This is a genomic window from Mesorhizobium sp. M0058 (assembly GCF_040323095.1).
Classification (GTDB): domain Bacteria; phylum Pseudomonadota; class Alphaproteobacteria; order Rhizobiales; family Rhizobiaceae; genus Mesorhizobium.
Genome location: NZ_JAMYUQ010000010.1, coordinates 195195 through 219479 on the forward strand (window position 1 = coordinate 195195; position 24285 = coordinate 219479).

20 protein-coding genes are annotated in these 24285 nt (G+C 63.5%); 12 read left to right on the forward strand and 8 right to left on the reverse strand.

Going from position 1 to position 24285, the window contains the following annotated elements; all coding sequences use genetic code 11:
- Positions 1-133: 133 nt before the first annotated feature.
- Positions 134-913, reverse strand: coding sequence for an SDR family oxidoreductase (locus tag NKJ75_RS19090; protein ID WP_023834151.1), 780 nt, complete (start codon positions 911-913; stop codon positions 134-136).
- A gap of 120 nt (positions 914-1033) precedes the next feature.
- Here NKJ75_RS19090 and NKJ75_RS19095 point away from each other — a divergent pair, with 120 nt between their 5' ends.
- Positions 1034-1849, forward strand: coding sequence for a UDP-2,3-diacylglucosamine diphosphatase (locus NKJ75_RS19095; protein WP_023834150.1), 816 nt, complete (start codon positions 1034-1036; stop codon positions 1847-1849).
- 104 nt (positions 1850-1953) lie between these two features.
- Positions 1954-3168 carry an MFS transporter gene (locus NKJ75_RS19100; RefSeq protein ID WP_023834149.1) on the forward strand — a complete coding sequence of 405 codons (1215 nt, stop codon included), beginning with the start codon at positions 1954-1956 and terminating at the stop codon, positions 3166-3168.
- Here NKJ75_RS19100 and dgcA read toward each other — a convergent pair.
- Complete coding sequence (gene dgcA / locus NKJ75_RS19105) at positions 3139-4122, reverse strand: N-acetyl-D-Glu racemase DgcA (RefSeq protein WP_352500038.1); 984 nt, start codon at positions 4120-4122, stop codon at positions 3139-3141. The genes NKJ75_RS19100 and dgcA overlap by 30 nt on opposite strands.
- A 77-nt stretch (positions 4123-4199) precedes the next feature.
- Between dgcA and NKJ75_RS19110 the strand changes: the two genes are divergently transcribed.
- Genes NKJ75_RS19110 through NKJ75_RS19125 form a run of 4 tightly spaced genes read left to right on the forward strand, consistent with a single transcriptional unit; the run spans position 4200 to position 8274 of the window.
- Positions 4200-5387, forward strand: a complete 1188-nt coding sequence (locus NKJ75_RS19110; RefSeq protein WP_023708615.1) for an MlaE family ABC transporter permease — start codon at positions 4200-4202, stop codon at positions 5385-5387.
- A gap of 1 nt (position 5388) precedes the next feature.
- Positions 5389-6207, forward strand: a complete 819-nt coding sequence (locus NKJ75_RS19115; RefSeq protein ID WP_023684944.1) for an ABC transporter ATP-binding protein — start codon at positions 5389-5391, stop codon at positions 6205-6207.
- Between the two features lie 14 nt (positions 6208-6221).
- Positions 6222-7595, forward strand: a complete 1374-nt coding sequence (locus NKJ75_RS19120) for an MlaD family protein (RefSeq protein ID WP_023834146.1) — start codon at positions 6222-6224, stop codon at positions 7593-7595.
- 37 nt (positions 7596-7632) lie between these two features.
- A complete protein-coding gene (locus NKJ75_RS19125; protein ID WP_502903884.1) occupies positions 7633-8274 on the forward strand; it encodes an ABC-type transport auxiliary lipoprotein family protein in 642 nt (213 codons plus the stop codon).
- A gap of 34 nt (positions 8275-8308) precedes the next feature.
- Here the strand turns inward: NKJ75_RS19125 and NKJ75_RS19130 are convergent, their stop codons facing one another.
- Both NKJ75_RS19130 and NKJ75_RS19135 read right to left on the reverse strand, forming a co-directional pair.
- Positions 8309-9061: an RNA ligase family protein gene (locus tag NKJ75_RS19130; RefSeq protein ID WP_245265833.1), complete on the reverse strand. Its 753-nt coding sequence runs from the start codon at positions 9059-9061 to the stop codon at positions 8309-8311.
- 6 nt (positions 9062-9067) lie between these two features.
- Entirely contained in the window at positions 9068-15277 is a 6210-nt protein-coding gene (locus NKJ75_RS19135) for an apolipoprotein A-IV repeat region-like domain-containing protein (protein ID WP_352500039.1), read from the reverse strand.
- Between the two features lie 313 nt (positions 15278-15590).
- Between NKJ75_RS19135 and NKJ75_RS19140 the strand changes: the two genes are divergently transcribed.
- The 3 genes from NKJ75_RS19140 to NKJ75_RS19150 all read left to right on the forward strand — a co-directional run bounded on the left by NKJ75_RS19140 (position 15591) and on the right by NKJ75_RS19150 (position 17543).
- Positions 15591-15929, forward strand: a complete 339-nt coding sequence (locus tag NKJ75_RS19140) for an Hpt domain-containing protein (protein WP_023688665.1) — start codon at positions 15591-15593, stop codon at positions 15927-15929.
- A gap of 157 nt (positions 15930-16086) precedes the next feature.
- Positions 16087-16407, forward strand: coding sequence for a 2Fe-2S iron-sulfur cluster-binding protein (locus NKJ75_RS19145; RefSeq protein WP_023673507.1), 321 nt, complete (start codon positions 16087-16089; stop codon positions 16405-16407).
- A 104-nt stretch (positions 16408-16511) separates the two neighbouring features.
- Complete coding sequence (locus NKJ75_RS19150; RefSeq protein ID WP_023673506.1) at positions 16512-17543, forward strand: NAD(P)/FAD-dependent oxidoreductase; 1032 nt, start codon at positions 16512-16514, stop codon at positions 17541-17543.
- Between the two features lie 20 nt (positions 17544-17563).
- Here NKJ75_RS19150 and NKJ75_RS19155 read toward each other — a convergent pair whose 3' ends face one another.
- Positions 17564-19048 (reverse strand): MDR family MFS transporter, encoded by a 1485-nt coding sequence (locus tag NKJ75_RS19155; RefSeq protein WP_023834144.1) that lies wholly within the window; start codon positions 19046-19048, stop codon positions 17564-17566.
- Between the two features lie 233 nt (positions 19049-19281).
- The gene (locus NKJ75_RS19160) at positions 19282-19902 is read right to left on the reverse strand and encodes a DUF922 domain-containing Zn-dependent protease (protein WP_023728091.1); all 621 of its coding nucleotides are present in this window, start codon (positions 19900-19902) and stop codon (positions 19282-19284) included.
- Positions 19903-20050: 148 nt separating this feature from the next.
- Here NKJ75_RS19160 and folP point away from each other — a divergent pair, with 148 nt between their 5' ends.
- Genes folP through folK form a run of 3 tightly spaced genes read left to right on the forward strand, consistent with a single transcriptional unit; the run spans position 20051 to position 21775 of the window.
- The gene (gene folP, locus NKJ75_RS19165) at positions 20051-20896 is read left to right on the forward strand and encodes a dihydropteroate synthase (protein WP_023739999.1); all 846 of its coding nucleotides are present in this window, start codon (positions 20051-20053) and stop codon (positions 20894-20896) included.
- 17 nt (positions 20897-20913) lie between these two features.
- Positions 20914-21273: a dihydroneopterin aldolase gene (folB, locus tag NKJ75_RS19170; protein ID WP_023673502.1), complete on the forward strand. Its 360-nt coding sequence runs from the start codon at positions 20914-20916 to the stop codon at positions 21271-21273.
- Positions 21257-21775 (forward strand): 2-amino-4-hydroxy-6-hydroxymethyldihydropteridine diphosphokinase, encoded by a 519-nt coding sequence (gene folK, locus NKJ75_RS19175; RefSeq protein ID WP_023739998.1) that lies wholly within the window; start codon positions 21257-21259, stop codon positions 21773-21775. Before folB ends, folK begins: the two co-directional genes overlap by 17 nt.
- On the opposite strand, the gene NKJ75_RS19180 is transcribed toward folK, so the two are convergent.
- Together NKJ75_RS19180 and NKJ75_RS19185 are read right to left on the reverse strand one after the other, a co-directional pair.
- Positions 21772-22320 carry a DUF924 family protein gene (locus NKJ75_RS19180; protein ID WP_031204189.1) on the reverse strand — a complete coding sequence of 183 codons (549 nt, stop codon included), beginning with the start codon at positions 22318-22320 and terminating at the stop codon, positions 21772-21774. The two genes, folK and NKJ75_RS19180, sit on opposite strands and share 4 nt — an antisense overlap.
- Complete coding sequence (locus NKJ75_RS19185; RefSeq protein WP_352500040.1) at positions 22320-24167, reverse strand: monovalent cation:proton antiporter-2 (CPA2) family protein; 1848 nt, start codon at positions 24165-24167, stop codon at positions 22320-22322. The genes NKJ75_RS19180 and NKJ75_RS19185 overlap by 1 nt, the downstream gene beginning before the upstream one ends.
- Positions 24168-24285: the final 118 nt, after the last annotated feature.

Genomic DNA, 24285 nt, shown 5'->3' on the forward strand with positions numbered 1-24285 from the left:
CAGCCTTTTAGCACGCAAGAATGGTTTTTCGCGACGCCAAATGACGCAAGAGCTGCTAAAACAACCCGGTCCGGAAAGATCGAATTATTTCAGTTGGTTGCGGGGAAATCCTACCGATTATCCATCGAGCCCTTCAGAACGCGCTGACATAGAGGCCGCCATCGACGGGGATGTTCTGGCCGGTGAGATAACCGGCATGGACCGAGCACAGAAAGGCGCAGATCTGGCCGAACTCTTCCGGCGTGCCGAGTCGCTTGGCCGGAACGTCGGCGCTGATGCGGGTCTTGCGCGCTGCGGCCGCTGCCGGGTCTTCCATCGTGCCGGCCTCATGCGGGCCGCGCAGCCGGTCGGTGTCGAGCTTGCCCGGCAGCAGACTGTTGATGGTGACGTTGCGGTCGATCACCGTGCGCGCCACGCCGGCCAGGAACGAGGTCAGGCCGGCGCGCGCGCCGGACGACAGATCGAGGCCGGGAATCGGGACGTAGACCGACAGCGAGGTGATGTTGACGATGCGGCCGAAGCCGCGCTTGGCCATGCCGTCGATGACGGCCTGCACCAGTTCGATCGGCGTCACCATGTTCTGCGTCACGCCTTCGAGGATCTTTGCGCGGTCGAGTTCGCGGAGATCGCGCAAGGGCGGGCCGCCATTGTTGTTGACCAGGATATCCGGGTCGGGGCAGGCGGTCAGGATTGCCTTCTGCACCTCGGGTTTCGAGACGTCGCCGACGATCTCGGTCACCTTCACGCCGTAGCGTTCGCGCAGTTCGGCTGCGGTTTTTGCCAGCAGCTCGGCATTGCGGCCGTTGACAACGAGATCGCAGCCGGCCTCGGCCAGCGCCATGGCGCAGCCGCGGCCCAGCCCTTTGCTCGATGCGCAGACGATGGCTTTCTTGCCCTTGATGCCGAGATCCATGACGATTTTCTCCTGTGAATGGCGCGGCACGCTAGCCCTTTGGCTGGCCCAATCGCAACCGTCATACGGTTGTTGCATGAATCGGGGCATAGCCTGCGCGAAAGCAACGGTGACGATCTGATGTCCGGTACAGAAACCCGCACTTTCCGCAGCATGTTCATATCCGACCTGCATCTCGGATCGAAGGCGGCCAAGGCCGAGTTCCTGATCGATTTCCTGCGGTATCACGACGCCGATATCATCTATCTCGTCGGAGACGTCGTCGACGGCTGGCGTCTGCGGCGCAGCTGGCATTGGCCGCAGAGCCACAATGACGTCGTCCAGAAACTGCTGCGCAAGGCGCGCAAGGGCACCTCGATCACCTATATCGCCGGCAATCACGACGAATTCGCGCGCCAGTTCCAAGGCGTGCATTTCGGCGGCATCGTCGTTGCCGACCGCGCCATCCACGAAACCGCCGATGGCAGGCGCCTGCTGGTCATCCACGGCGACCAGTTCGACACCGTCGTCCACAATGCACGCTGGCTGGCCTATCTCGGCGATTACGCCTATGACGCGGCGATGCTGGTCAACCGCGCGGTGACGAGGCTGCGCCACCTGCTTGGGCTTCCCTACTGGTCGTTCTCGTCCTGGGCCAAGGTCAAGGTCAAGAAGGCGGTCAACTTCATCGGCTCGTTCCAGACGGTGCTGACCGAGGAGGCCCGCCGCTCGCATGTCGACGGCGTCATCTGCGGCCACATCCATCACGCCGCGATCGAGACTTATGAGGATGTGCAGTACATCAACACCGGCGACTGGGTGGAGAGCTGCACGGCGGTGGTCGAACATTTCGACGGCAAGATGGAGATCATCCACTGGGCGCTGGTGCTGCCCGAAGCACCGGACGAGCCGTTCATCCCCTTGCTGATCGAAGACAGGGTCGTCGAAGCGGCATAACCCTCCTGTTAATCGACTGGTCCAGGCAGTTTCGGACCGCTTTCGCGCATGTTAAGGGATCGATCTGCGTTGCAGCCCTTTGTGCAGCGTAATTGGATCGATTCATGTCGCTGCCGCCGCTCTCGCCTGAACAACTCGTCAAGCCGCGCCATTTCGAACTGCGCATGAGCCTGATCTTCGCGACATTGTTCGTGTCGCTGGGAACGCATGTGCCTTATTTCCCGCTGTGGCTGCATGCCCAGGGTTTCCACGCCGAGCAGATCGCCATCATCCTGGCCGCGCCGATGTTCCTGCGCGTGGTGACGACGCCGCTGCTGACCGCGCTGGCGGACCGGGCGAAGGACAGGGCCGATGTCTATATTGCGCTGGTGGCCACGACGATGGTGCTTTCCGCCGGCTATTTCCTCACTCCCACCTATGCGGCGGTGCTTGCCGTATCGCTGGCGCTGACGGTGGTGTGGACGCCGCATTCGCCGATCGCCGATTCGCTCGCGCTGTCGGGCGTGCGCCGCTTCGGCTCGAACTACACCGCGATGCGCAAATGGGGCTCGATTTCCTATCTCTGCGCCAACGTCGCAGGCGGCTTTATCCTGGCCTGGACGAGCCCGCAGGCCGTGCCGGTAATCATCTTTGCGGCATTGTCTGCCGCGCTCGTCGCCGGATTGCTGGCGCCGCGGCTTGGCCGCCCGCGCCGGGCTTCGCCGCTTTCGGCCGCCGACATCCAGCATCAGGCGCCGAGCCTTCTCAATCCGTATTTCCTGTATTTCACCCTCGGCGTCGGCATCATCACCGCCAGCCATGCCTTCCTCTACGGCTTTGTCTCCATCTACTGGAAATCGGTCGGCATCAGCGATTCCGTCGTTGGCCTGCTGTGGGCCTGGGGCGTGGTGGCCGAGGTCTGCATGTTCTTGTTTTTCAACGGTATTTTTGCCTCGGTCTCGGTCGTCAAGGTGATGCTGATCGCCGGCATCGGCTCCATCGTGCGCTGGATCGCCTTTCCGCTGATCTGGCCACTCGGGCTTGGCGTCGCCGGTTTCTTCGGCGTCCAGACCCTGCATTCGGTGTCGGTGGCGATGGTGTTGATCGGCCTGCAGAAGATGATCGGCGAAACGGTTTCGGAAGAACGCACGGGTGCGGCGCAAGGCATTGCCTATTTCTTCAACGGCTTCTTCATGGCGGCGGTGACGCTGGCGTCCGGCCCGCTTTACGAGCGCTACGGCGTCGACGGCTTCCTGGCGATGATCCCGATCGCCATCGTCGGCCTGGCGCTGATCGGGCTCGCCGCGCGTTCAGCCCCACAGCATCCTGTCAGGCGGTGACACCAGCGACCCCTGGTACACGAGGCCGGGCTGGCGGTCGCGGGCAAGCAGCAGCGGACCGTCAAGGTCGACGAAGTCGGCGCCTTGCGCCAAAAGCACTGCCGGCGCCATCGCCAGCGACGTGCCGACCATGCAGCCGACCATCACGCCGAATCCCAGCTCCCGGGCGCGGTTGCGAAGGGTAAGGGCGGCGGTCAGGCCGCCGGATTTGTCGAGCTTGATGTTGACGGCGTCATAGAGGCCGACAAGCGCTTCGAGGTCCTTCGCCTCGTGGACGCTTTCGTCTGCGCAGATCGGCACCGGATGCGCGATGTGGCGCAGGATGGCATCATGGCCGGCGGGAAGCGGCTGTTCGATCAGGGCTATGCCATGTTCGGCGGCGAAAGCGAGATTCTCGATGATGTTGGCATCGGTCCAGCCTTCATTGGCGTCGAGGATGATGCGGCTGTCGGGCGCCGCTTCGGTCACGGCGCGGATGCGGGCCATGTCGTTGTCGCCGCCAATCTTGACCTTGAGCAGCGGCCGCCCGGCATTGGCGCGGGCTTGCGCCGCCATTGCCTCCGGCTCGCCTAGCGACAGCGTGTAGGCCGTCTCCAGCGCCGACAAGGGCACAGCATGGATGGCGTCCGCGACCGCAACGCCGCTGATCTTGGCCTCCAGGTCCCACAACGCGCAATCGATGGCGTTGCGGGCAGCACCCGCCAGCATCGCATCGAGCAGGTCCTTGCGGCTGATGCCGCCTTCTATCTGCCGGCGCATGGCCTCGACGGCGTCGCGCACCCCCTCCATGGTCTCGCCATAGCGCTTGTAGGGGACGCATTCGCCCCAACCTCGATTGTCCCCATCGCTGATCGTGCAGGTAATGACTTCGGCTTCGGTCTTCGACCCGCGCGAGATGGTGAAGGTGCCGGCAATAGGAAAACGCTCGGCCTCAACCGAAATGACACGCGCCATAATTTTCTGCTCCGGCTATGCGACAACGCGTCGTCGGCAAATCGACAGGTACGACCCGTCAGGCTAAACAGGACGCCATGTTGACCATCGGCAAACGCGACGCAAGCGGCAACGCCGCCAAGGAGGCCGACCACCAGCCCCGCGTTGCGGTCGGCGAGGAGGGCGGCGTCCTCGGCTGCGCTTTCTCCGGCATCTGGACGACGACGACAGTGGCGCTGATCGACGCCGAGATGCGCAAGATCGAGCAGCGCAAAGGCTTCCAGACGCTCGCTTTGGATCTTTCCCACATCGAGAAGATGGACACCGCCGGAGCCTGGCTGATCGATCGCCTGGTCAGTGTCTTCGAAAAGAAGGGTGTCGAGATCAAGATGCAGGGGCAAAGCGATGTCGCCTCGATCCTGCTCGGCGCCGTTGGCGAAGCTGTCCGGCGCGAGCCCGAATCGCGCGGCGTCCGGCGCCCCAACATCATCCTCCGCGGGCTGGAGGCGGTCGGCCGCCGCATCTATGAGATGCGCGACGATTTCCTCGCCTCGATGAACATCCTCGGCGCCACCATCGGCGGCGCCCAGATGAAGCTCGGGCGCGGCCATGCCATCAATCCGGCGGCGATCTTCAACCAGATCGATCGCATGGGGGTCGGCGCCATCCCCGTGGTGGTGCTGATGTCGGCGATCGTCGGCGCCATCGTCGCCCAGCAGGGCGCCTACCAGCTCAATTATTTCGGCGCCAACATTTTCGTTGTCGATCTGGTCGGCGTGCTGATCCTGCGCGAGCTCGGCGTGCTGATGACCGCCATCATGATCGCCGGCCGTTCCGGCAGCGCCATCACCGCCGAGATCGGCTCGATGAAGATGCGCGAGGAGGTCGACGCGCTGAAGGTCATCGGCCTCAACCCGATCGGCGTGCTGGTGTTTCCGCGCCTGGTGGCGCTGGTGATCGCGCTGCCCTGTCTCACCATCGTCGCCAATTTTGCCGCTCTTGGCGGCGGCATCCTAGCCGCCTGGCTTTATTCCGGTATTGCGCCGACGGCCTTCATCGACCGGCTGCGCGGGGCAATCGATATCAGCACCATCTTCGCCGGGCTGATCAAGGCGCCGTTCATGGCCATGATCATCGGCACCATTGCTTCCGTAGAAGGCATGAAGGTCGGCGGCAGCGCCGAATCGCTGGGTCTGCACGTCACCGCCTCGGTTGTGAAATCGATCTTCGTTGTCATCATCCTCGATGGCCTTTTTGCCATCTTCTACGCATCGATCGAGTTTTGACATGATGCGCAGAAACTCAAAGGCGACCAAGGCTGTGCAGGGAATGGAAGAAGACGATATCGTGCTGTCGGTGCGCGATATCACCGTTGCCCTGGATGACAAGCTGATCCTCGACAAACTGGCGCTCGACATCAAGCGCGGCGAAATCCTCGGTTTCGTCGGCGCCTCGGGCGCCGGCAAATCGGTGCTGCTGCGCACGATTCTCGGCCTGCTGCACAAGCAGTCCGGCACGATCAAGCTGTTTGGTCTCGACCTCGAAAAGGCCAGCGACATCGAGCGGTTGCGCATCGACATGCGCCTTGGCGTGCTTTTCCAGCACGGCGCCCTGTTTTCGGCGTTGACCGTGCAGGAAAACGTGCAGGTGCCGATGCGCGAATATCTCGATCTGCCGAAGAAACTGATGGACGAGCTGGCCTTGCTCAAGATCGAACTGGTCGGCCTGCCGCCGGACGCCGCGCAAAAATTTCCCTCGGAGCTTTCGGGCGGCATGATCAAGCGCGCCGCCCTGGCACGGGCGCTGGCGCTCGACCCCGACATCGTCTTCCTCGACGAGCCGACTTCCGGCCTCGACCCGATCAGCGCGTCCGAATTCGACGAACTGGTGGTCAAGCTGCGCGATACGATGGATCTGACGGTCTATATGGTGACGCACGATCTCGACACGCTGTTTACCGCTTGCGACCGCGTGGCGGTGCTCGGCAACAAGAAAATCCTGGTCGAAGGCACGATCGACGACATGCTGAAAAGCGAAGAACCGTGGGTCAAATCCTATTTCCGCGGAAAACGCGCTCGGCAACTTGATCTTGCCGCGCGCGCATAGACATAAGTGGGGCAATGGAAACCAGAGCCAACTACGTAATTGTCGGCATTTTCACCCTGGCTGCGATCCTGGCGGCGTTCGGGTTCGTCTATTGGACCGCCCAGATCGGTGATCGCGGCGAGACGGCGGAGCTGCGCGTGCGCATTCAGGGTTCGGCCTCCGGCCTCGGCCCCGGCAGTCTGGTGCTGTTCAACGGCGTCAAGGTCGGGGTGGTCAAGCGCGTCTATTTCGACCGCAATGACCCGAATGCCGCCATTGCTACGACCGAGATCGACCAGACAACGCCGCTCACCAAATCGACGCAGGCCGATATCGGCATCGCCAGCCTTGCCGGCCAGGTCAACATCGAATTGAAGGGCGCCGATCCCAAGGAACCGAACCTGCTGGATGAGGCGGCAAAGGAAGGCAGGACGGCCGAGATCATCGCCAATCCGTCAGCGGTCACCAACCTGCTGCAGACGGCGCAGAACATCTTCACCCGCGCCGACAAGGTGCTTTCCGACCTAGAAGGGTTCACCAGGGATGTGCGCGGGCCGCTGACTCAGACCGTCAAGAACGCCCAGACATTTTCCGATGCGCTGGCCAGGAATGCCGACGGCATCGACAAGTTCCTGACCGCCGTCAGCGCGCTGTCGGACGAGTTGAAGGGTGTTTCCGGCAAGCTCGACGGCACACTGAAGGCTGCCGAAGGCCTGCTCAATGCCGTCGACAAGGACAAGATCAAGAGCATCGTCGCCAATGTGGACGCCGTCACCGCCAATCTGAAGGAGACCAGCGGACAGCTCGACGGCGTGATCAAGAACGTCGATACCGCGGTCGGCTCGGTCAACGATTTCGCCAAGCGCACGCAAGGCACGCTGGCAAAGGTCGACAATGTGCTCGACGGCATCGATCCGGCACAAGTGCGCGTGGCGCTCGCCAACATTCAGAAGGCCAGCGAAAATGCCAACAAGGCCGCCGCCGACATCGCCCAGGTGACCGACAAGTTCGCCGACCGGGCCGACGACATCGACGAGACGATCAAGGACGCCAAACAGCTTGCGTCGCGCCTCAACGATGCCTCGGTGCGCGTCGACGGCATCCTGAAAAGGGTCGATACGCTGCTCGGTTCGGGCCAGGCCGACGGCGTCATGGCCGATGCCAGGGACACGCTGAAGTCGTTCAAGCAGGTCGCCGACACGCTGAACGCCCGGCTTGGCACGATCACCGACAATATTGCGCGCTTCTCGGGCCAGGGCCTATCGAATGTCGAGGCGCTGGTCCAGGACAGCCGGCGTTCGATCAGCCGCATCGAAGAGGCGGTGACCGATCTCAGCCGCAACCCGCAGCGCATCCTGTCGGGCGGCGACGGCGAGGTCCGGCAGTTCGATGGCAGGGCACGGCGTTGACTTCCGTGCCTGCCCGCAGCAATTACATGGACCGCGGATGCGGATTCATCATACGATCCGGGGACAGTGGGGATCACGCGTGACGTTCGGATTGGGTGGGTATAGATCGGCAGTCGTTTTGCTTGGCTTGACGCTGGCTGGTTGCGCGGCATTGGGAGGCAAGCCGGCGCCGCTCGATACGTTCGAGCTGTCCGCCCCGTCGATCGACGCCCGTGGCCACAGCCGCCGCCAGATCCTGATCGCCCAGCCCTCCGCGCTCAAGGCGCTGGACAGCCAGAACATCGTCATCAAGCCGTCAGATCGCTCGATCCAGTATCTCAAGGGCGCGCAATGGGCCGACCGGCTGCCGCTGATCGTGCAGGCGAGGCTCGCCGAAACCTTCCAGCGCTCCGGAAGCTTTGCCGGCGTCGGCAAGCCGGGCGAGGGGCTGGCGATCGACTACCAGGTGATCGTCGAGATCCGCTCCTTCGAAGTCCGCGTCAATGGTGGCGAGCATGCCGAGGTCAATCTCTTCGTGCGCATCCTGAACGACCGCAACGGCGAGGTGCGCGCCTCGAAGAGCTTCACCGCATCCGCTCCCGTCTCGGGCAGCGGCAATCCGGCCTATGTCAGCGCGCTCGACAGCGCCTTCGGCGAGGCGGCGAAGGATATCGTGGGCTGGACGGATTCGGTGATCTGAGCGAACCCGGCGAGGCGCTTGAGACCCAGGAACCTTAGCCGCCTGCCAGACGGTTGGTGACCAGTTCTGCCTTCATCCAGTGGGTTTCACTCTGGACATGTCCTGCCCGTACATATTTGCCCATGCGAATGGGCATGTCTGCCTCAGCAAATGCTTCGGCAACCCTAGCCACAAAGCCTTCTTGCTTGGCCTTATCCAGGGACGCAGCCAGATTGTCGAAGAGGTTGGGGCTGAAAGGCCCACGATAGAGCGTGGGAACAGGAGTGATGCCCAGTTCCTCAAACCGGGCCAGGGTCAAATCCCACGGTTGAATCTCGGTCCCGATGATCCATGCAAAGCCAAGAAAAAATGACGGCAGCGCATCATACGCAACCGAATGTCGGGCATAGAGGTTCTCGCCGACAATCCGTTCATCGTCAGCAAGTTGCGGTGAAACATTTGCTGCAAATGCCTTCAGCCAGTCTCGGGATGGATGATAACGGCTATCGGGACTGCGCGCGTGAGAGCCATCGCGATGAAGGGTTGTGTTCTCTCGATCCATCTTCTCGGTGACCACAAGATCAGCCACCCTTAGTCCTTCAAGCGACGCCATGACCTTGTCGTCGCTGGTGGCTCCGACCGATATCGGCAGATGAAAGGTGCGACCGTATTTCCTCATGCTGGAGGCATAGCTTGCAGCCCATCGCGCCAGCAAGGGCAGCCTGAGTTCTTTGCGCTCGTCATTGTTCGATCCATGACAAACGAAAAAGGCGGGAAATTTCCCGCCTTTTTCATTTTGATGCAGCAATCGTAGCTAGTGCAAACGGCCGCTCGCATGGGCCAGCATGGTGTAGACCTTGCCGGTGTCCGACGTCAGGTAGGTCTGCGCCATGATGTTGTCGCGGTCGTTGCGCGAGACGTCCTTGAGCAGCTTCTCGAAATCGTCGCAGTAGCGGTCGACGGCGGCGCGGAACTCCGCCTCGGCCTGATATTTGCGGCGGATTTCGTCAAAGGTCTGCTGGCCCTTGAGCGTGTAGAGGCGGCGCGTGAACACGTCACGCTCGCCGCGCCGGTAGCGGTTCCACAGCTCGATCGAGGCGTCGTGGTCGATCGCCCGGGCAATATCGACCGAGAGCGAGTTGAGCGACTCCATGACATGCAGCGGCGAACGCTGGGCGGGAGTTGCGCGCGGTGCTTCCGCGGGCGCAGCCGGCCTGGCGACTTCCTCCTCGCGCGATGCCCCGGTCAGGAGATCGCGCACCCAGCCGCCTTGCGGCGTGCGGGCGTTGGCGTCGCGCTGGCGCGGTGCTTCGGCGGGGCGTTCGATATCGAGCGTGCCACGCAGGCCGCCGAGCGGCGCCTGCGGAGCAGGGCGTTCCGGCTGTGGCGCCGGCGGCGGGCGGCGTACCGGCTCGGCCGGGCGCTGCACTGGCGCCTGCGGCGCCGGGCGCAGGGCGCGCGGTTCGGCATTGTCGCCGCCGCGTCCCGATTTCGCAACGATATCCGAAAGTTCCTTGAGCGCGTTGATCTGCTCGGCAACGGCACGGCGGATCGCCGAGGTCGATTCCTTGGCCTCTTCCGGCATCTCGATGACGCCCTTCTTGAGCTCGGCGCGGGTGAGGTCGAGCTCGCTCTTGATCGAGCTTGCGGTGCGCCGCATCTCCTCGGTCGCATCGGCGAACCGGCTGGTTGCCGAATCGACCACTTCCGTTATGGCGATGCGGATCTTGTCGGCTGATGCCAGCGTCTTGCCTTCGGCATTCTGCATCGTCTGGCCGACAAGGTTTTCGAACGAACGCATCACCTTCTCGAGGTCTTCCGACTTCTTGACAAGGCCGACGGCGAGATCTTCGAGCGACGATTGCCGCTCAAGCGTGTGCTCCAGATTGCTCTGCGCCGAGCTCAACAGATCCGAAGCCGAGGACAGCAAGCGGCTGTGCTCGTCGAACTTGGTGGCGATCGAGGCCACTTCGCGCAGGGTCGACGACGACAGTTCGGTAAGCCGCGTCGTGTTCGAATCGACCAGGCGTGCCGAGCTGGCGAAGGTCTGCGCGGCCTTTTCGGTGGTTGCCGCGAAGCTTTGCGTGCTGCCGCTCAGACGTTCGTCAACCTGGCCGAGGTTGATCGCCGCCTGTTCGATCAGCTCACCAAGCTGCGAGCTGGAGACGCTCATGCGGCCGATGAGGTCGGCGACGCTATCGGCGAGCGACGAGCGCGCGCCTTCGACGGCCGACAGCGTTTCGGCGGTGCGGCTGGCGAGCGCGTTGACGAGGGCGGCATTTTCGCTGCGCAGCTTCTCGGTCGCGCGTTCGGTGACCTCTTCCATGCTCTTTTGCAGTTCCGAGCCGCCCTGGGCGAAGCGCTCGACCAGCGGCCGCGCGGTTTCGTCCAGGATCTTCGCCATCTCGGCCGAACGCGCCGCCAGCATCGTGTTGAGCTCGCGGGTATTGGTGCCGATGGTCTTGGCAGCGTCGTTGGTGCTCTGGCCGATGTGCTGGCCGACCGCGGTAAAAGTCTCCGCAATCGTGTTGGCGCGCGAGATCAGCTGAGCTTCTGCGCTGGAAACCTGCTCGTTGAGCTTCTGGCCCATTGTCTCCGTCGTATAAAGAAGGCGGTTCTCGACGCTGGCGACCTGTTCCTCGACGCGCGAAGCTGCGGACGCAACGCTCGCGGCCAGCCGCTCGTCGGCCCCGGCAAGAGCCTGCTCCATCTCGCGGGCGTGGACGGCAAGTTCCTGGCCGGTCTGGCGTGCACGTTCGGCAACACGCTGCTCGGTGCTGGCGAAGGCGCCAACGATGTTGTCGGCATGCTCGCCGATCGTCGAAGTGGAGTCGGCGATGCGCGACACCAGGCGGTGATCGGCCTCGTCGAAGATGCGGCTGATCTCGGTGGCGCGGGCTGACAGCGCGTCCGAACCCTCGGCGATGCGCGAGATCAGCTGCTGGTCGGCGGCGTCGAAGATGCGGCCAAGGTCGGAGGCGCGGGCGGCCAGCGCTTCGGCGGATTCGCCGATGCGCATGCTCAGCCGCTGGTCGGCGCCCTCGAAGTTACGCAGGATGTCGCCGGCGCGGTCGGCCAGCGACTGCGCCGTCTCGACCGCGCGGGCGACCAGCTTCTGGTCGGCGGCGTCGAACGTGCCGGCGATCTCGCCGGCGCGGGCAGCCAGCCGTCCGGCCGTTTCTTCGGCGCGGGCGAGCAGCGAGTTCGACGTCTCGTCATGCCGGGCAAGCAGCACGCTCGTTGTGTCTTCGGCGCGAGCAAGCAAGGCATTCGTCGTATCCTCGGCGCGAGCAATCAGGGCGCTCGATGTGTCCTCGGCACGGGCGTGCAGACGGCGATCCGCGTCCTCGAAGGTGCGGGCGATGTCCTCGGCCCGGGCCAAAAGGGCGGCCGAAGTCTGCTCGGCACGCTCGGCGATCTTGCGGTCGGCGTCACTGAAGGCAGCACCGGCCTGTTCGTGCAGCGCGCTGGTGACTTCCATCACCTTCTCGCGCAGCGCGCCGGCAACGAAGACGGCGCTCTTTTCGAGCACGCTGCGGACATTGTCGACACCCACCGACAACGCGCGCTCCATGGTTCCGGCGCGCTCTTCGATGATGCCGGTCTGCTTGCTGAAGGCCTGCTCGATCTTCTCGACATCGGCAGCGATTGCCGCCGAGATATCGGTGCTTCTGCCGGCAATCTGGTCGATATGGCCCGACAGCGAGCGGTCGACATCCTTACGTATGTCGGCGAGCTTTGCCAGATCGTCTTCCAGCGCCTGGGTCAACATGTTGCGGCCTTCGGCCAGCTTGCCGACATGGCCGGCGATGATGTCGTCAACCTCACCGCGGCTTGCCGACAGCTTCTGCAGGTCGGCTTCCAGCGCACGCTTCAAGATGTCTCGGCCCTCGGCCAGCTTCTCGACCTGGCCTGCGACCAGTCCGTCGATGCTCGACCGGCTCTCGGCCAGCTTGGCGAGGTCGTCCTCGAGAGCCTTCGACAGCGTCGCGCGATCCCGGACGAGCTTGTCGCTGTGACCCTCGATCAGGCTGTTGACATTTTCCAAATCCGCTTCCAGCACCCGCGCGAACTCGCCACGGTTTTCGCTCAGCTTCTGCGACTGGTCGGCAATGGCGCTCCTAATCGCATTGAGATCGGCTTCGAGCGCCCGTGTGAGGATGTCGCGGCCCTCGGCGAGCTTCTCGACCTGTCCGGCGACCAGCCCATCGATGTTGGAGCGGCTCTCCGCCAGCTTGGCGATGTCGTCTTCCAATGCCTTTGAGAGCGCCGAACGGTCCTGGACGAGCCTGTTTTGATGATCGGCCATGATGCCGCTGACATTGTGCAAATCGTCCTGAAGCGCCTGAGATAGCGTCGAACGATCCTGGACAAGCCGGCTCGAGTGGTCGGTGATCAGGCTGTTCACATTCTGAAGGTCATCCTTAAGCGCCTGGGATAGCGTCGAACGATCCTGAACAAGCCGGTTCGAGTGGTCGGCGATCAGGCTGTTCACATTCTGCAGATCGGCCTCCAGTGCCCTGGAAAGCTGACCGCGCTCTTCCGCCACCTTGTCGGAATGACCCGCGATGGCGCCCTTGATGGTGTTGAGGTCGGCTTCGAGCGCGCGCTTAAGGATATCGCGCCCCTCGGCCAGCTTTTCGACCTGGCCGGCGACCAGCCCGTCGATGCTCGACCGGCTCTCGGCGAGCTTGGCGAGGTCGGCCTCGAGCGTCTGTGACAACAGGCCACGATCGTCGGCAAGCCGGCTCGAATGGTCGGAGAGCAGGCCCCTGATGCCGGATAGGTCGTTCTCCAGCGCCTTGCTGAGTTCGGTGCGGTCCTCGGCCAGTTTCGCCGAGTGGTTCTCGATCACGCCCTTGATGCCGATAATGTCGTTTTCGAGCGCCTTGGTCAGGATGGCGCGGCCTTCGGCGATCTTTTCAACCTGGCCGGCGACCAGCCCGTCAATCGAGGCGCGGCTGTCGGCGAGCTTGCCGAGATCGGCTTCCAGGGCGCGCGACAGAATGTTGCGGCCTTCGGCCAGTTTACCGACATGTCCGGCGACCATTTCGTCAATGATCGTACGGGCTTGCACAAGTTTTCCGGAGTCTTCATGCAAAGCCTGGTTGAGCCGGTTGCGGCCTTCTTCAAGCCGCTCGAGATGGCTGCCCAGCGACGCGTCAATGGCGGCGCGCGACTCGTTGACCTTGCGCAGATCCTCTTCCAGGGCGCGCGAGATCAGGTTGCGGCCTTCGGCCAGCTTCTGCACCTGGTTGGTTACGGCCGCATCGATGCCGGCACGGCCCTCGGCGAACTTCGCCAGGTCCGCCTGCATGGCAGCCGCCATGCGTTCGCGGCTTTCGGACAGCTTGCGGCTGTGGTTTTCGACGGCGTCCTCGATGCCGACACGGGCATCGGCAAGACGCTGGATGTCGGTGTCGAAGGAGCGCGACACGACATGGCGGGCGGCTTCCATGCGGCCGGCGAAATCGCTGGCGCGGGCTTCGAGCATCGACGAGGTCGACGAGACGATGTCGGCCATGTCGGCGCCGATCTGGGTCTTGCCCTGATCGATCATCGCAGTCAAATGATCCTTGCTCTCGGCAAAGGTGTGGGCGATCTCGCGGGCGCGCTCGACCAGCGTTTCGTTGATCTGGCGGGCGCGCGCCTCGAGCGCGGCGTTGAGCTTCTGCGTGCCGGTATCGAGTGCTTCGGCGCGGGTCTGGAATTCGCTGATCAGCGCCTGGCCGCGCTCGGCCAGCGTCCGCTCGATGCCGTTCAGGCTGGACTCGAATTCCGAGCTCAGGGTGCGGGCGGCGCCGCCGAGCAGCGACACCATACCGGTGGTGCGGTCGTCGAGCAGGTCGGTCAGCGACCGGGTCAGGCCGTCTGTGGTGTCCGTCAGCTTGGCGATGCGGGTGTCGAGCAGCGAAGCAAAGGCTTCGCCCGATGTCGACAGCCTGTCGGTGATTGAATCCAGCCGGGTTTCGACGGAATCGAAGATCGACATCGAGCTTTCATTGATGCGGTCGATCAGCGTGTCGCCGGAATTCGTGATCGTCATCGACAGCTTGGTCGACGCGTTGAGGATAGAGTCGCGAATAATGTCGGAGGCGGCGCCGATCTCGTCCTTCAGCGTTTCATGCGCGCCGGTGATCGAGGCGCGCACGCGCTCGGCATGAGTGACGACGGCTTCGCGCTCGCTGCCCAGCCCGTCGACCAGCGACCGGATGCGCGATTCATTCTCCGAATAGGAGCGTTCGATCTGGTTGACCTCGCTGTGGACCAGCGTTTCGAGCTCGACGGCGCGCGCCAGCGTGCGCTCAATGCCTTCGCCCATCGCCGCCACTTCACGGCGAACGGCCTGGCCGATCATCATCACGCGATCCTGGGCGAGGTTTTCCGGCTCCGCCAAGCGGAAGGCCACCTCCGTCATCGACTGCGCGGCAATGCGCATTTCCTGCGCGCGGCGGATCATCGCCGCGAAGGCCCAAAACAGGACGACCGGTATGATTGCCGCGATCGCCAGGCCGATCAGTTCAGGGCGGGCCAGGATTTGATCGAACGTACGAATTTTCCAGATGCTGGGGCCAAACAGCAGATTGGCGAGGCCGCCGGCGCCGGCGATCCAGGCCAGCGACACGAACGCCACGACCCAATAGATCGTGCTCGACGCGCGCCGGTTGAGGCTGTGCAGCAGCGTCTTGTAATCTTTTTGGCGGTCATCGTTTGCCGGCTTGAAGCCGGCTGGCTGAGCGCTGTTGCGCGATTCGACCGGCCGCAGCTCGGCGGGCTTGGCTGCCGGCTTCGCACTCTGGTTTTGTTGGACGGGCGCGTTTTGAGCGGGGGCGGGCTTCTGGGGGCGGCCTTCGCGCGCCAGTTCGTCCGCGGCCTGCGATATCTGCGCTTCCAGATCTTCCATCGACGCCGCAATATCGAGATCGCCGCTGCCGTCTCCGCTGAGATCGAGGTCTAGTGCCTTTTCGAGTTCCCTGGCTACGTCGCTGTCGAGAGTTCTGGTCGTCGTTGGTTTCTTCGCCATGCCTTCGCTACCCTGTACTAGCTGCCGAGGGACTTCTTATTTTTGCCTGATTCTGGCTCCTCTTATCCCACGCAGGAGGCTGAAAATGGACCTTCGTATCGTAATGACACACAGGGGTAAAGAAAACATGCATTCCGCGAGATACGTAAAACTTTAAATATAAGGTTAACGACAACGTGATCTAACCGTCTCAACGGCAACAATTTTCCAGCCCAGTCATTAACGCGTTGGCGACGGAAATCGCCTAGTTTTTTCGGCGATCGGCACAAGGAGTTTCAAATTGGTACGCGGTGAAAGCGGCATTGCCTTCTCAATGCCGGGCGGCGATGCGTCGGGACCGGCCCGTTCGCGCCCAGTGGATCTGGCCCATCTGGCCCGTCAGACAATGGGCGATCGCGCCCTCGAACAGGAGGTATTGGCACTGTTCGTACAGCAGGCGCTTTCCGTCCGCGACAGAATTGTCGATGCCGACGTCAGGGAGCGACTGCTTCTGGCGCATGGGCTGAAAGGTTCGGCGCGCGGGGTCGGCGCCTTTGCCATCGCCGACTGCGCCACCTCGATCGAACAGCAGCCGGAAGATGCGCGCATCCTCAAGCGCCTCGGCACCCTGATCGAGGAAGTGCGCGATTTCATCGCCGCCATCAGCCGGTAATGGCTGCCGCTCGGCAGCGGCCACCGGGATGAATCGACGGGGCCAGGGCGTGCTTTGGCCAGCTTTCCGAAAAAACGTCACAAAGCGGCGCTTTCGCGCCGCAGTTGACTTGTCCGGTGGAGTGATTATCTCGGCTGGGACTCCCTTCAGGTGATAAATGACCAAGCTGACCTTCATTGCCCATGACGGCACTCCTTTCGATGTCGAGGCCGAAAACGGCTCGACCGTCATGGAGAATGCGATCCGTAGCGCGGTGCCGGGCATCGAGGCAGAATGCGGCGGCGCCTGCGCCTGCGCGACCTGCCATGTCTATGTCGACGAAGCCTGGACGGCCGAGGTCGGCGAGCCGGAGGCGATGGAAGAGGACATGCTGGACTTCGCCTATGACGTCCAGCCGAACTCGCGGCTGTCCTGCCAGATCAAGGTGCGCGACGCGCTTGACGGCCTGGTCGTGCGCGTGCCGGCTCGCCAGGGTTGATCTCCCGTACCATCTGATTTTTCCCGCCGCCGCTTGGCAGCGGGCCAATGCTCATGCAGTCTCGCGCCAGTTTCGCCCCAGTCTGACAATGAGGCTCGCCTGGCATGACCGATGTAATCAAGACGGACGCACTCATCGTCGGGGCGGGTCCGGTCGGCCTGTTCGCCGTGTTCGAACTTGGCCTCTTCGACATGAAGTGCCATCTGATCGACATCCTCGACCGACCGGGCGGCCAATGCGCCGAACTCTATCCGGAAAAGCCGATCTACGACATTCCAGGCTGGCCATCGATCTCGGCGCAAGGCCTGGTCGACAGACTGCTCGAGCAGATTCACCCGTTCAAGCCGGATTTTACCTTCAACCGCATGGTCTCCAGCCTGGAAAAGCTTGACGACGGCTCATTTCGGGTCACCACCGACGAGAACGAGGTGTTCGAAGCCAAGGTGGTGGTGATCGCCGCCGGTGGCGGCTCGTTCCAGCCCAAACGGCCGCCCATTCCCGGCATCGAGGCCTATGAGGGCAGGAGCGTCTTCTATTCGGTGCGCCGTATGGAGGAATTCCGCGGCCACGACCTCGTCATCGTCGGCGGCGGCGATTCCGCACTCGACTGGACGCTGAACCTGCAGCCGGTGGCAAAAAGCGTGACACTGGTCCACCGGCGCGCGGAATTCAGGGCGGCGCCCGACAGCGTCAACAAGATGTATGCCATGCAGGAGATGAAGCAGCTGGAGTTCCGGGTCGGCCAGGTGAGCGGCCTGACCGGCGCCGACGGCGAGCTGGCCTCTGCTACCATCAAGGGCGGGCCTGACGGCGACATCGAGGTGCCGTGCACGCGCATGCTGCCGTTCTTCGGCCTGACCATGAAGCTCGGCCCGATCGCCGAATGGGGGCTCAACCTTCATGAGAACCTCATCCCGGTCGATACCGAGAAATTCCAGACTTCGGTGCCAGGCATCTTTGCCGTCGGCGACATCAACTGGTACCCAGGCAAGCTGAAGCTGATCCTGTCGGGTTTTCACGAGGTGGCGCTGATGGCGCAGGCCGCCAAGCGCATCATCAGCCCCGGTGAGCGCATCGTCTTCCAGTACACGACGTCGTCGACCAGCCTGCAGAAGAAGCTCGGCGTCGTGGAGTAGGTCCTACAGCGCTTTCCGGATCACTCCACCAGAACGACCGGCGCCTCGGCCTCGTCGCGGCCGCGCAGTGACTTCTCCGGCATCAGCGCCAGCGTCATCAGCGCCAGCACGAGCGTGACGGCCGCGGCAAGGAAGATCATCATGAAGGGCGTCGCCGAGACGATCTGTCCGGCAGCCGGCGCGCCTTCGCCGGCAAGCGGCAGGCCATAGCCGAGCGCGACGGCGCCGAGCATGGCGACGCCGAGCGCGCTGCCCAGCGAACGCAGGAAGGTCAGCACGCCGGTGGCAACACCGAGATGCGCGCGGTCGACGGCGTTCTGCACCGATACGGTGGCGACCGGGAAGGTGGTGCCGCTTCCAAGGCCGATGCAGATGGTCAAGAGCTCGACCACCAGCAGCGAGGCGCGGCCGGCGACCAGGCTGAGCACGCCAAGGCAGATAATGGCGAAGAGAACGCCGACCATGGCTATACGCTTGTAGTGGAAGAAGCGCGGTATCGTGCGGCCGCTGAAGGTCGCGCCGGCGACCGTTCCGAGCAGCAGGCCGAGCATGGCAAGGCCCGACTGGCTGACCGACAGGCCGATGATCGACTGCAGATAGACCGGCAGGTACACCGACAGGCCGATATTGGCGGCCTGCAGCAGGAACATCGACGCCGTGCCGGCAAGCACGATCGGATTGCTCAGCACTTCAAGCGAAATCAGCGGCTCGGCCGCACGCATCAGCCTGAGCGCGAACGCACCCCAGAAGACCGCCGAACAGGCGAGCAGGCCGACGATCTCGCGCGAGGCCCATGGATAGGCGCTGCCGCCCCAGTTGAGGGCCAAAAGCAGCAATGCCGTCGCCACCACCAGAAGCAGCGCGCCCGGCGCGTCGATGCGATGCCGCTTTGCGGCGACCGGCAGTTTGCGCAGCGGCTTGTTGATGATGGCCATGGCCAAGATGCCGAGCGGGATATTGATCCAGAAGATCAGCGACCAATGCAGATGTTCGGCAAATCCGCCGCCGAGCAAAGGCCCGGCGATGCTGGCGACCGCCCAGGTGCCCGAAATCCAGGCTGCATAACGCGCGCGTTCGCGCGGCGGCACCAGGTCGCCGATGACGATCTGCGCCAGGGCGAACAGGCCGCCGCCGCCCGCACCCTGGATCGCCCGGCCGATGACCAGCACGAACATGTTGGGGGCCATGGCGCTGACCAGCGATCCCAGAAGGAAGATCAGGATCGCCGCATAGACGGTCGGCCGGCGGCCATAGACGTCGGAAATCTTGCCGTAGAGCGGCGCCATGGCGGTCGCCGTCAGGAGATAGCCGGTCACGATCCACGGCAGGTAGTCGGCATGGCCGAGCGAACGGCCGATGGTCGGCATGGCCGGCGCGACGATTGTCTGGTCGAGCGCCGCCAGCAGCATCGACAAAAGGATGCCGGCGATGATGACGTTCTTCTCGCTTTCCGTCAGCGGCGCGGCGGGAGGCAGCCTAGCCGGCTTGTCGACAGCTTGGTCCATGTCAGTTCATCCATAAAGTTTGAGAGCGATTGCGCGGCGCCAAATGGCCGCTCCGCTACGCGCCGCCTCAATTGGTCTTGATCTGGTGTTTCGAAGGTCGCGCCTTGCCAGCCTGACATATCTTGCGAGCCTGACATATGTCGTCCCGTATAGGCCGATTTCGACCTATGCCCGAAAATTTTCTGGGGCTGGCCTCATGTTTCGGCAGAATTGGCTTGGTATCAGTCCGTGTTTCAGCCGGGCGGAAGCTGGCCGTTCTCGACGCGCTGCATGCGGTAGCGCAGCAGCCGCAGGATGCGGCTTTCGAAATTCACGCCTTCCACGCGGTCGAAGCGCAATTGGTCCTGGTCATGCCTGGCGAGTTCGGCCGCGGTGATCTGCGCCGCCTTCGCCTTTGCCCCGGCGCAGGTCTTTTGCGCAAAGCTCGCGTTCAGCGCGTCTTCGAGCAGACGGCCGTGGTTCTTGGCGATCTCGACATGACGCTCCTCATGGCGCTTGATGTCGGCCGACAGCGTGTCCCAGAACAGCCTGACATCGGGATCGGCCTTGCGCGGCCTGCGCCACTCCGGAAGGATGACCTTGACCTTGACGGTGACGGCAGCCTTGGCGATGCGGCAGGTGTCAGCGGTTTGCGCGTAGCTGATGCGGGTGGTGAACGCCATCTGGGTGGCGCCTGGATGCCGCATCCCGGTGCTTTTCACCTCGGGTCCATGCTTCGACAATTGCGTCTCGATGTCATCGAGCGTGCTGCCGCCGATGGCAAAATAGCTGTAAGTCTTCACCAGATTGGCAGCATTCGCCGGCAGGACGGTCAAAGCCAGCATCAGGGCGCAGAGCAGGGGTCGTTTCATCATGTTGCCTCTTCACTCACCTTGCTTTACGGCCGTTGCCGGCGCAACGGAATTGATCTTCCACCGATCACGCATCGTTGATGGATTGCAAGCGCTCGATGAGCCACATGCCAATGAGCCACATGCCAATGAGACACATGGTTGAAGGACAATGACGACAAGGCGATGGCAACTGGCGCATAAGTGCCATCTCGACCTTGGCGAGAAAGCCATTGTGGTCGGCATTCTCAACGTCACGCCGGACAGTTTTTCGGATGGCGGACTGTTCATCACGCCTGACCAGGCGGTGGCGCAGGCGCACCGCATGGTGGAAGAAGGCGCCGCCGTCGTCGATATCGGCGGGGAATCGACGCGCCCCGGCGCCTCGCCCGTGACGCCTGAAGAAGAGCAGACCCGCATCCTGCCGGTGATCGCAGCACTCGCCGGTTCAGGCGAAGCCCTGATTTCGGTCGACACCTATCGCGAGGAAACCGCGCGCCTCGCCGTCGCCGCCGGCGCGCATATCGTCAACGATGTCTGGGGCTTGCAGCGTGAACCCGGCATCGCCCGCGTCGCCGCCGAGACCGGCGCCGGACTGGTCATCATGCATACCGGGCGCGAGCGGCAAAAACTGCCCGACGTCATCGCCGACCAGTTTTTGTTCCTCAAGGCTTCGCTGGAAATCGCCCGGCGCAGCGGCGTTGCGGACGATCATATCGTACTCGATGCCGGCTTCGGCTTCGCCAAGGAGACGGCTGAGGAAAACCTCGACCTGATGGCGCGGTTTTTCGAGCTTAAGGAGCTCGGTTTTCCCTTGATGGCCGGCACCTCCAGAAAACGCTTCATCGGCACCGTCACCGGCCGCGAAGCCGGCGCGCGCGCCGCCGGGACGGCAGCCACCAGTGTCATCCTGAGGCTGAAGGGCGCCGATCTGTTTCGCGTTCACGATGTCGCAATCAACATGGACGCACTGGCCGTCGCCGATGCTATGCTGGCGCGCGAAAAGCCAGGACGCTGAGCCCAGGACACTAAGAAATGTACGTCATCCGCATGAAGAACTGCGCCTTCTTTGCCCGGCACGGCGTGCTGGATGAGGAAGAGGCGCTTGGCCAGCGTTTTTATGTCGATGCCGAGTTGACGGTCGAGCCCAGCCGCCCGCTGGAGGATGATTCCATCGAGGATACCGTCAATTACGGCATCGCCTTCACGGTGATTGAAAAGATCGTCACTGGACATCGCCGTTTCCTGATCGAGGCGCTGGCGCTCGAAGTAGCGAAGGCGCTGACTTCACGGTTTCCGCAGATCAGGAAGGCCGAGATCACCGTGCGCAAGCCCAACGCACCGGTGCCCGGCGTGCTCGATTACGTCGAGGTGACCGTTGTCTGGCCAGAGTAGCAATAACACGGTCTATCTCAGCCTTGGCGGCAATCTCGGCGATCCCTCGGCCTCGATGGCCACGGCGCTGCGCCTGCTGGACGCCGACGAGAACACGCGTGTAATCGCCGTCTCCTCGCTCTATCGCACGCCGCCCTGGGGCAAGCTCGACCAGCCGGATTTCCTCAACGCCGCTGCCGAAATCTCGACCTCGCTGGCGCCAAGGGCGCTGCTCGACCTCTGCCTCGAGGCCGAGCGCAAGCTGAAGCGGGTGCGCGAGGAGCGCTGGGGTCCGCGCCTGATCGACATCGACATATTGGTGTTCGGCGACCGCACAATCCACGAAACCGGGTTGGAAGTGCCGCATCCCAGGATGCTGGAGCGCGCCTTCGTGCTGGCGCCCCTGGCCGAGATCGCGCCGGATCTGGCGGTGGGCGGCAGGAGCGTGAGCGCGCGGCTCAGCGCCGTCGATACATCAGGCATAGAGCGACTGGCATCCGGCCGTGATTGGTGGCTGGGTTAACCGGAGAAGCCGCCGCCATCGAGAAATGCCTGTTCGTCCGCCGTCGTCTCGCGGCCAAGCATCTTGTTCCTGTGCGGAAAGCGGCCGAAACGCTCGATGATGTCGCGATGCTCGATGGCGTATTTCACATACTCCGGCGCCCTGGCGGTGGTGAGCTCGACCGATCTGTCCTGGTCGGCGGGCAGTTCCGAATGTTCGTAGGGCAGGTACAGGAAGACGCGCAGGTTTTCTTCCAGCGCAAGGTCGTGGCCGGCAGCGATCGCCTTGGCGGCAAAATACCGCGCCAGCGGATCGGTGGCGTACATATGGCCTGAGCCGCGAAAGCAGTTGCGCGGAAACTGGTCGAGCAGGATCATCAGCGCCAGCGAACCCTCGGCATGCTCCGACCATGCGTCGCACTCGCGCCGGGCGGCGGCAAAGTGCAGGTCGAGAAACCTGCTGCGGAAATTCGCGTCGAAGGCGTCGTTCTTCTCGAACCACGCGTCTTCGCCGGCCTCGCGCCAGAATTTTGTGACGGCGAGCGCGCGCTCATCCAATGCGGTCATCAGCTTTCCCCCTGATCGGCGGGCTCCGGCTTGTGCAGCACGCCGGCCGTCTCTTCGTTCAGCGCCTGGCCGGGCCGGCGCGGTTGCGTCAGCGGCGTCGGGATCGGCGTGCCGGTATTGCCCCTGAGGAAACGTTGCCCGGCGCGGACGCCTTCGGCCAGCTGCGTCTCCAGTCGGGCATTGTCGCGCCGTCGCACATCCTCGATGACATCGGCGACATCTTCCGGCTCGACGCCCAAAACCTCGAGCGCGGAACCGCTGAAGACGAGGGCCGATTCGAAGGTCTCGCGCAGTTGGAAGTCGACGCCGGCGCGGATGAGCGAGAGCGCGGTGCCGCGATCGTACGCGCGTGCCAGGACGGTCAGCAGCGGGAACTCCGCCTTGATCAGTTCCGCCATGCGCACGGCGGCGTCCGGCTTGTCGACGCAGATCAGCACGGCGCGCGCGCGGCCTGCACCTGCGGCGCGCAGAATGTCGAGCCGCGTGCCGTCGCCATAATAGACCTTGAAGCCGAAATCGGCGGCCGCCTGGATCATTTCGACATCATTGTCGATGATCGACACATCGATGCCGCGCAACAAAAGCGGCTGGCTGGCGATCTGGCCGAAACGGCCGAAGCCGATGACCAGCACACTGCCGGTAAGGCCGTCGGCGATGTCGACGCCTTCAAGCGACTGCTCTTCGCGCGGCGTCACATATTTGAGCGCAATGATGGCCAGCGGCGTCAGCACCATGGAGATGATGATGATCGCGGTCAGCGTTGCGTTGGCCCGGCTGTCGATGATGCCAACCGCCGCTGCGGCCGAATAGAGGACGAAGGCGAATTCGCCGCCTTGCGCCATGATCACGGCGCGTTCCAGCGCTTCACGATGACCGCTCTTCAGCAAGCGGGCGACGAGGTAGATGCCGAGCGCATTCATCGCCATGTAGGCGACGACATAGACGGCGATCAGCCGCCAGTTGTCGGCCACCACATGCAGGTCGAGCGACATGCCGACGGCGAGGAAGAAAAGGCCAAGCAGGATGCCGCGGAATGGCTCGACGTCGGCCTCCAGCTGGTGGCGGAAGGTCGATTCCGACAACAGCACGCCGGCGAGGAAGGCGCCCATCGCCATCGAGAGGCCGGAAAGCTGCATGACCAGCGCCGACCCCAGCACGACCAGAAGGGCTGCCGCCGTCATGACTTCGCGCGCCTTGGCGTCGGCCAGGATGCGGAAGAACGGGTTGAGCAGATAGCGGCCGGCCACCACCAGCCCGACGATGGCGCCAAGACCGATGCCGATTTCGGTCAGCCTTTGCTGCAGGGTCATCTCGCTGCCGCCCGGCGCCAGGAAGGCGACCAGCGCCAGAAGCGGCACGATTGCCAGATCCTCGAGCAGCAGGATGGACACGATGCGCTGGCCCTTGGGGCTGGCCATCTCGCCACGCTCTTCCAGAAGCTGCATGACGATCGCCGTCGAGGTCAGGACAAAGCCGGCGCCGGCAACGAAGGATTGCGCGATCGGAAAGCCGCCGGCGAGACCAACACCGGTGAGCAGCAAGGCGCAGACGCCGACCTGCAGCGCGCCGAGGCCGAAAATCTCGCGGCGCAGGCCCCATAGCCGCGACGGCTGCATCTCCAGCCCGATGATGAACAGGAACATGACCACGCCGAGTTCGGCGACATGCAGGATGGCTTCCGATTCGGAAAAAATGCCAATACCGAACGGGCCGATGACCACGCCCGCGGCGAGATAGCCTAGGATCGAGCCCAGCCCCATGCGTTTGAAGATCGGAACGGCGACGACGCCTGCGGCAAGCAGCGCCACCACCTGAATGAGATCGCTGCCCGATGCTTCCGCTGCCATGCCTCTTGTCCCTGTGTCCGACAGCACTCCTTGCATGCACTGGGAGCGGGAGGCAAGGGCGGGAAGCCTGCCAGGATGGGTAGGGTGCCGTGGCAGCGATTCCCCGGTGGAACAACAG

Excerpts from the sequence above, each read along its gene's own strand:
- NKJ75_RS19090 (WP_023834151.1), bottom strand. The coding sequence starts at position 913 with ATGGATCTCGGCATCAAGGGCAAGAAAGCCATCGTCTGCGCATCGAGC.
- NKJ75_RS19095 (WP_023834150.1), top strand. The coding sequence starts at position 1,034 with ATGTCCGGTACAGAAACCCGCACTTTCCGCAGCATGTTCATATCCGAC.
- NKJ75_RS19100 (WP_023834149.1), top strand. The coding sequence starts at position 1,954 with ATGTCGCTGCCGCCGCTCTCGCCTGAACAACTCGTCAAGCCGCGCCAT.
- dgcA (WP_352500038.1), bottom strand. The coding sequence starts at position 4,122 with ATGGCGCGTGTCATTTCGGTTGAGGCCGAGCGTTTTCCTATTGCCGGC.
- NKJ75_RS19110 (WP_023708615.1), top strand. The coding sequence starts at position 4,200 with ATGTTGACCATCGGCAAACGCGACGCAAGCGGCAACGCCGCCAAGGAG.
- NKJ75_RS19115 (WP_023684944.1), top strand. The coding sequence starts at position 5,389 with ATGATGCGCAGAAACTCAAAGGCGACCAAGGCTGTGCAGGGAATGGAA.
- NKJ75_RS19120 (WP_023834146.1), top strand. The coding sequence starts at position 6,222 with ATGGAAACCAGAGCCAACTACGTAATTGTCGGCATTTTCACCCTGGCT.
- NKJ75_RS19125 (WP_502903884.1), top strand. The coding sequence starts at position 7,633 with ATGCGGATTCATCATACGATCCGGGGACAGTGGGGATCACGCGTGACG.
- NKJ75_RS19135 (WP_352500039.1), bottom strand. The coding sequence starts at position 15,277 with ATGGCGAAGAAACCAACGACGACCAGAACTCTCGACAGCGACGTAGCC.
- NKJ75_RS19140 (WP_023688665.1), top strand. The coding sequence starts at position 15,591 with ATGCCGGGCGGCGATGCGTCGGGACCGGCCCGTTCGCGCCCAGTGGAT.
- NKJ75_RS19145 (WP_023673507.1), top strand. The coding sequence starts at position 16,087 with ATGACCAAGCTGACCTTCATTGCCCATGACGGCACTCCTTTCGATGTC.
- NKJ75_RS19150 (WP_023673506.1), top strand. The coding sequence starts at position 16,512 with ATGACCGATGTAATCAAGACGGACGCACTCATCGTCGGGGCGGGTCCG.
- NKJ75_RS19155 (WP_023834144.1), bottom strand. The coding sequence starts at position 19,048 with ATGGACCAAGCTGTCGACAAGCCGGCTAGGCTGCCTCCCGCCGCGCCG.
- NKJ75_RS19160 (WP_023728091.1), bottom strand. The coding sequence starts at position 19,902 with ATGATGAAACGACCCCTGCTCTGCGCCCTGATGCTGGCTTTGACCGTC.
- folP (WP_023739999.1), top strand. The coding sequence starts at position 20,051 with ATGACGACAAGGCGATGGCAACTGGCGCATAAGTGCCATCTCGACCTT.
- folB (WP_023673502.1), top strand. The coding sequence starts at position 20,914 with ATGTACGTCATCCGCATGAAGAACTGCGCCTTCTTTGCCCGGCACGGC.
- NKJ75_RS19180 (WP_031204189.1), bottom strand. The coding sequence starts at position 22,320 with ATGACCGCATTGGATGAGCGCGCGCTCGCCGTCACAAAATTCTGGCGC.
- NKJ75_RS19185 (WP_352500040.1), bottom strand. The coding sequence starts at position 24,167 with ATGGCAGCGGAAGCATCGGGCAGCGATCTCATTCAGGTGGTGGCGCTG.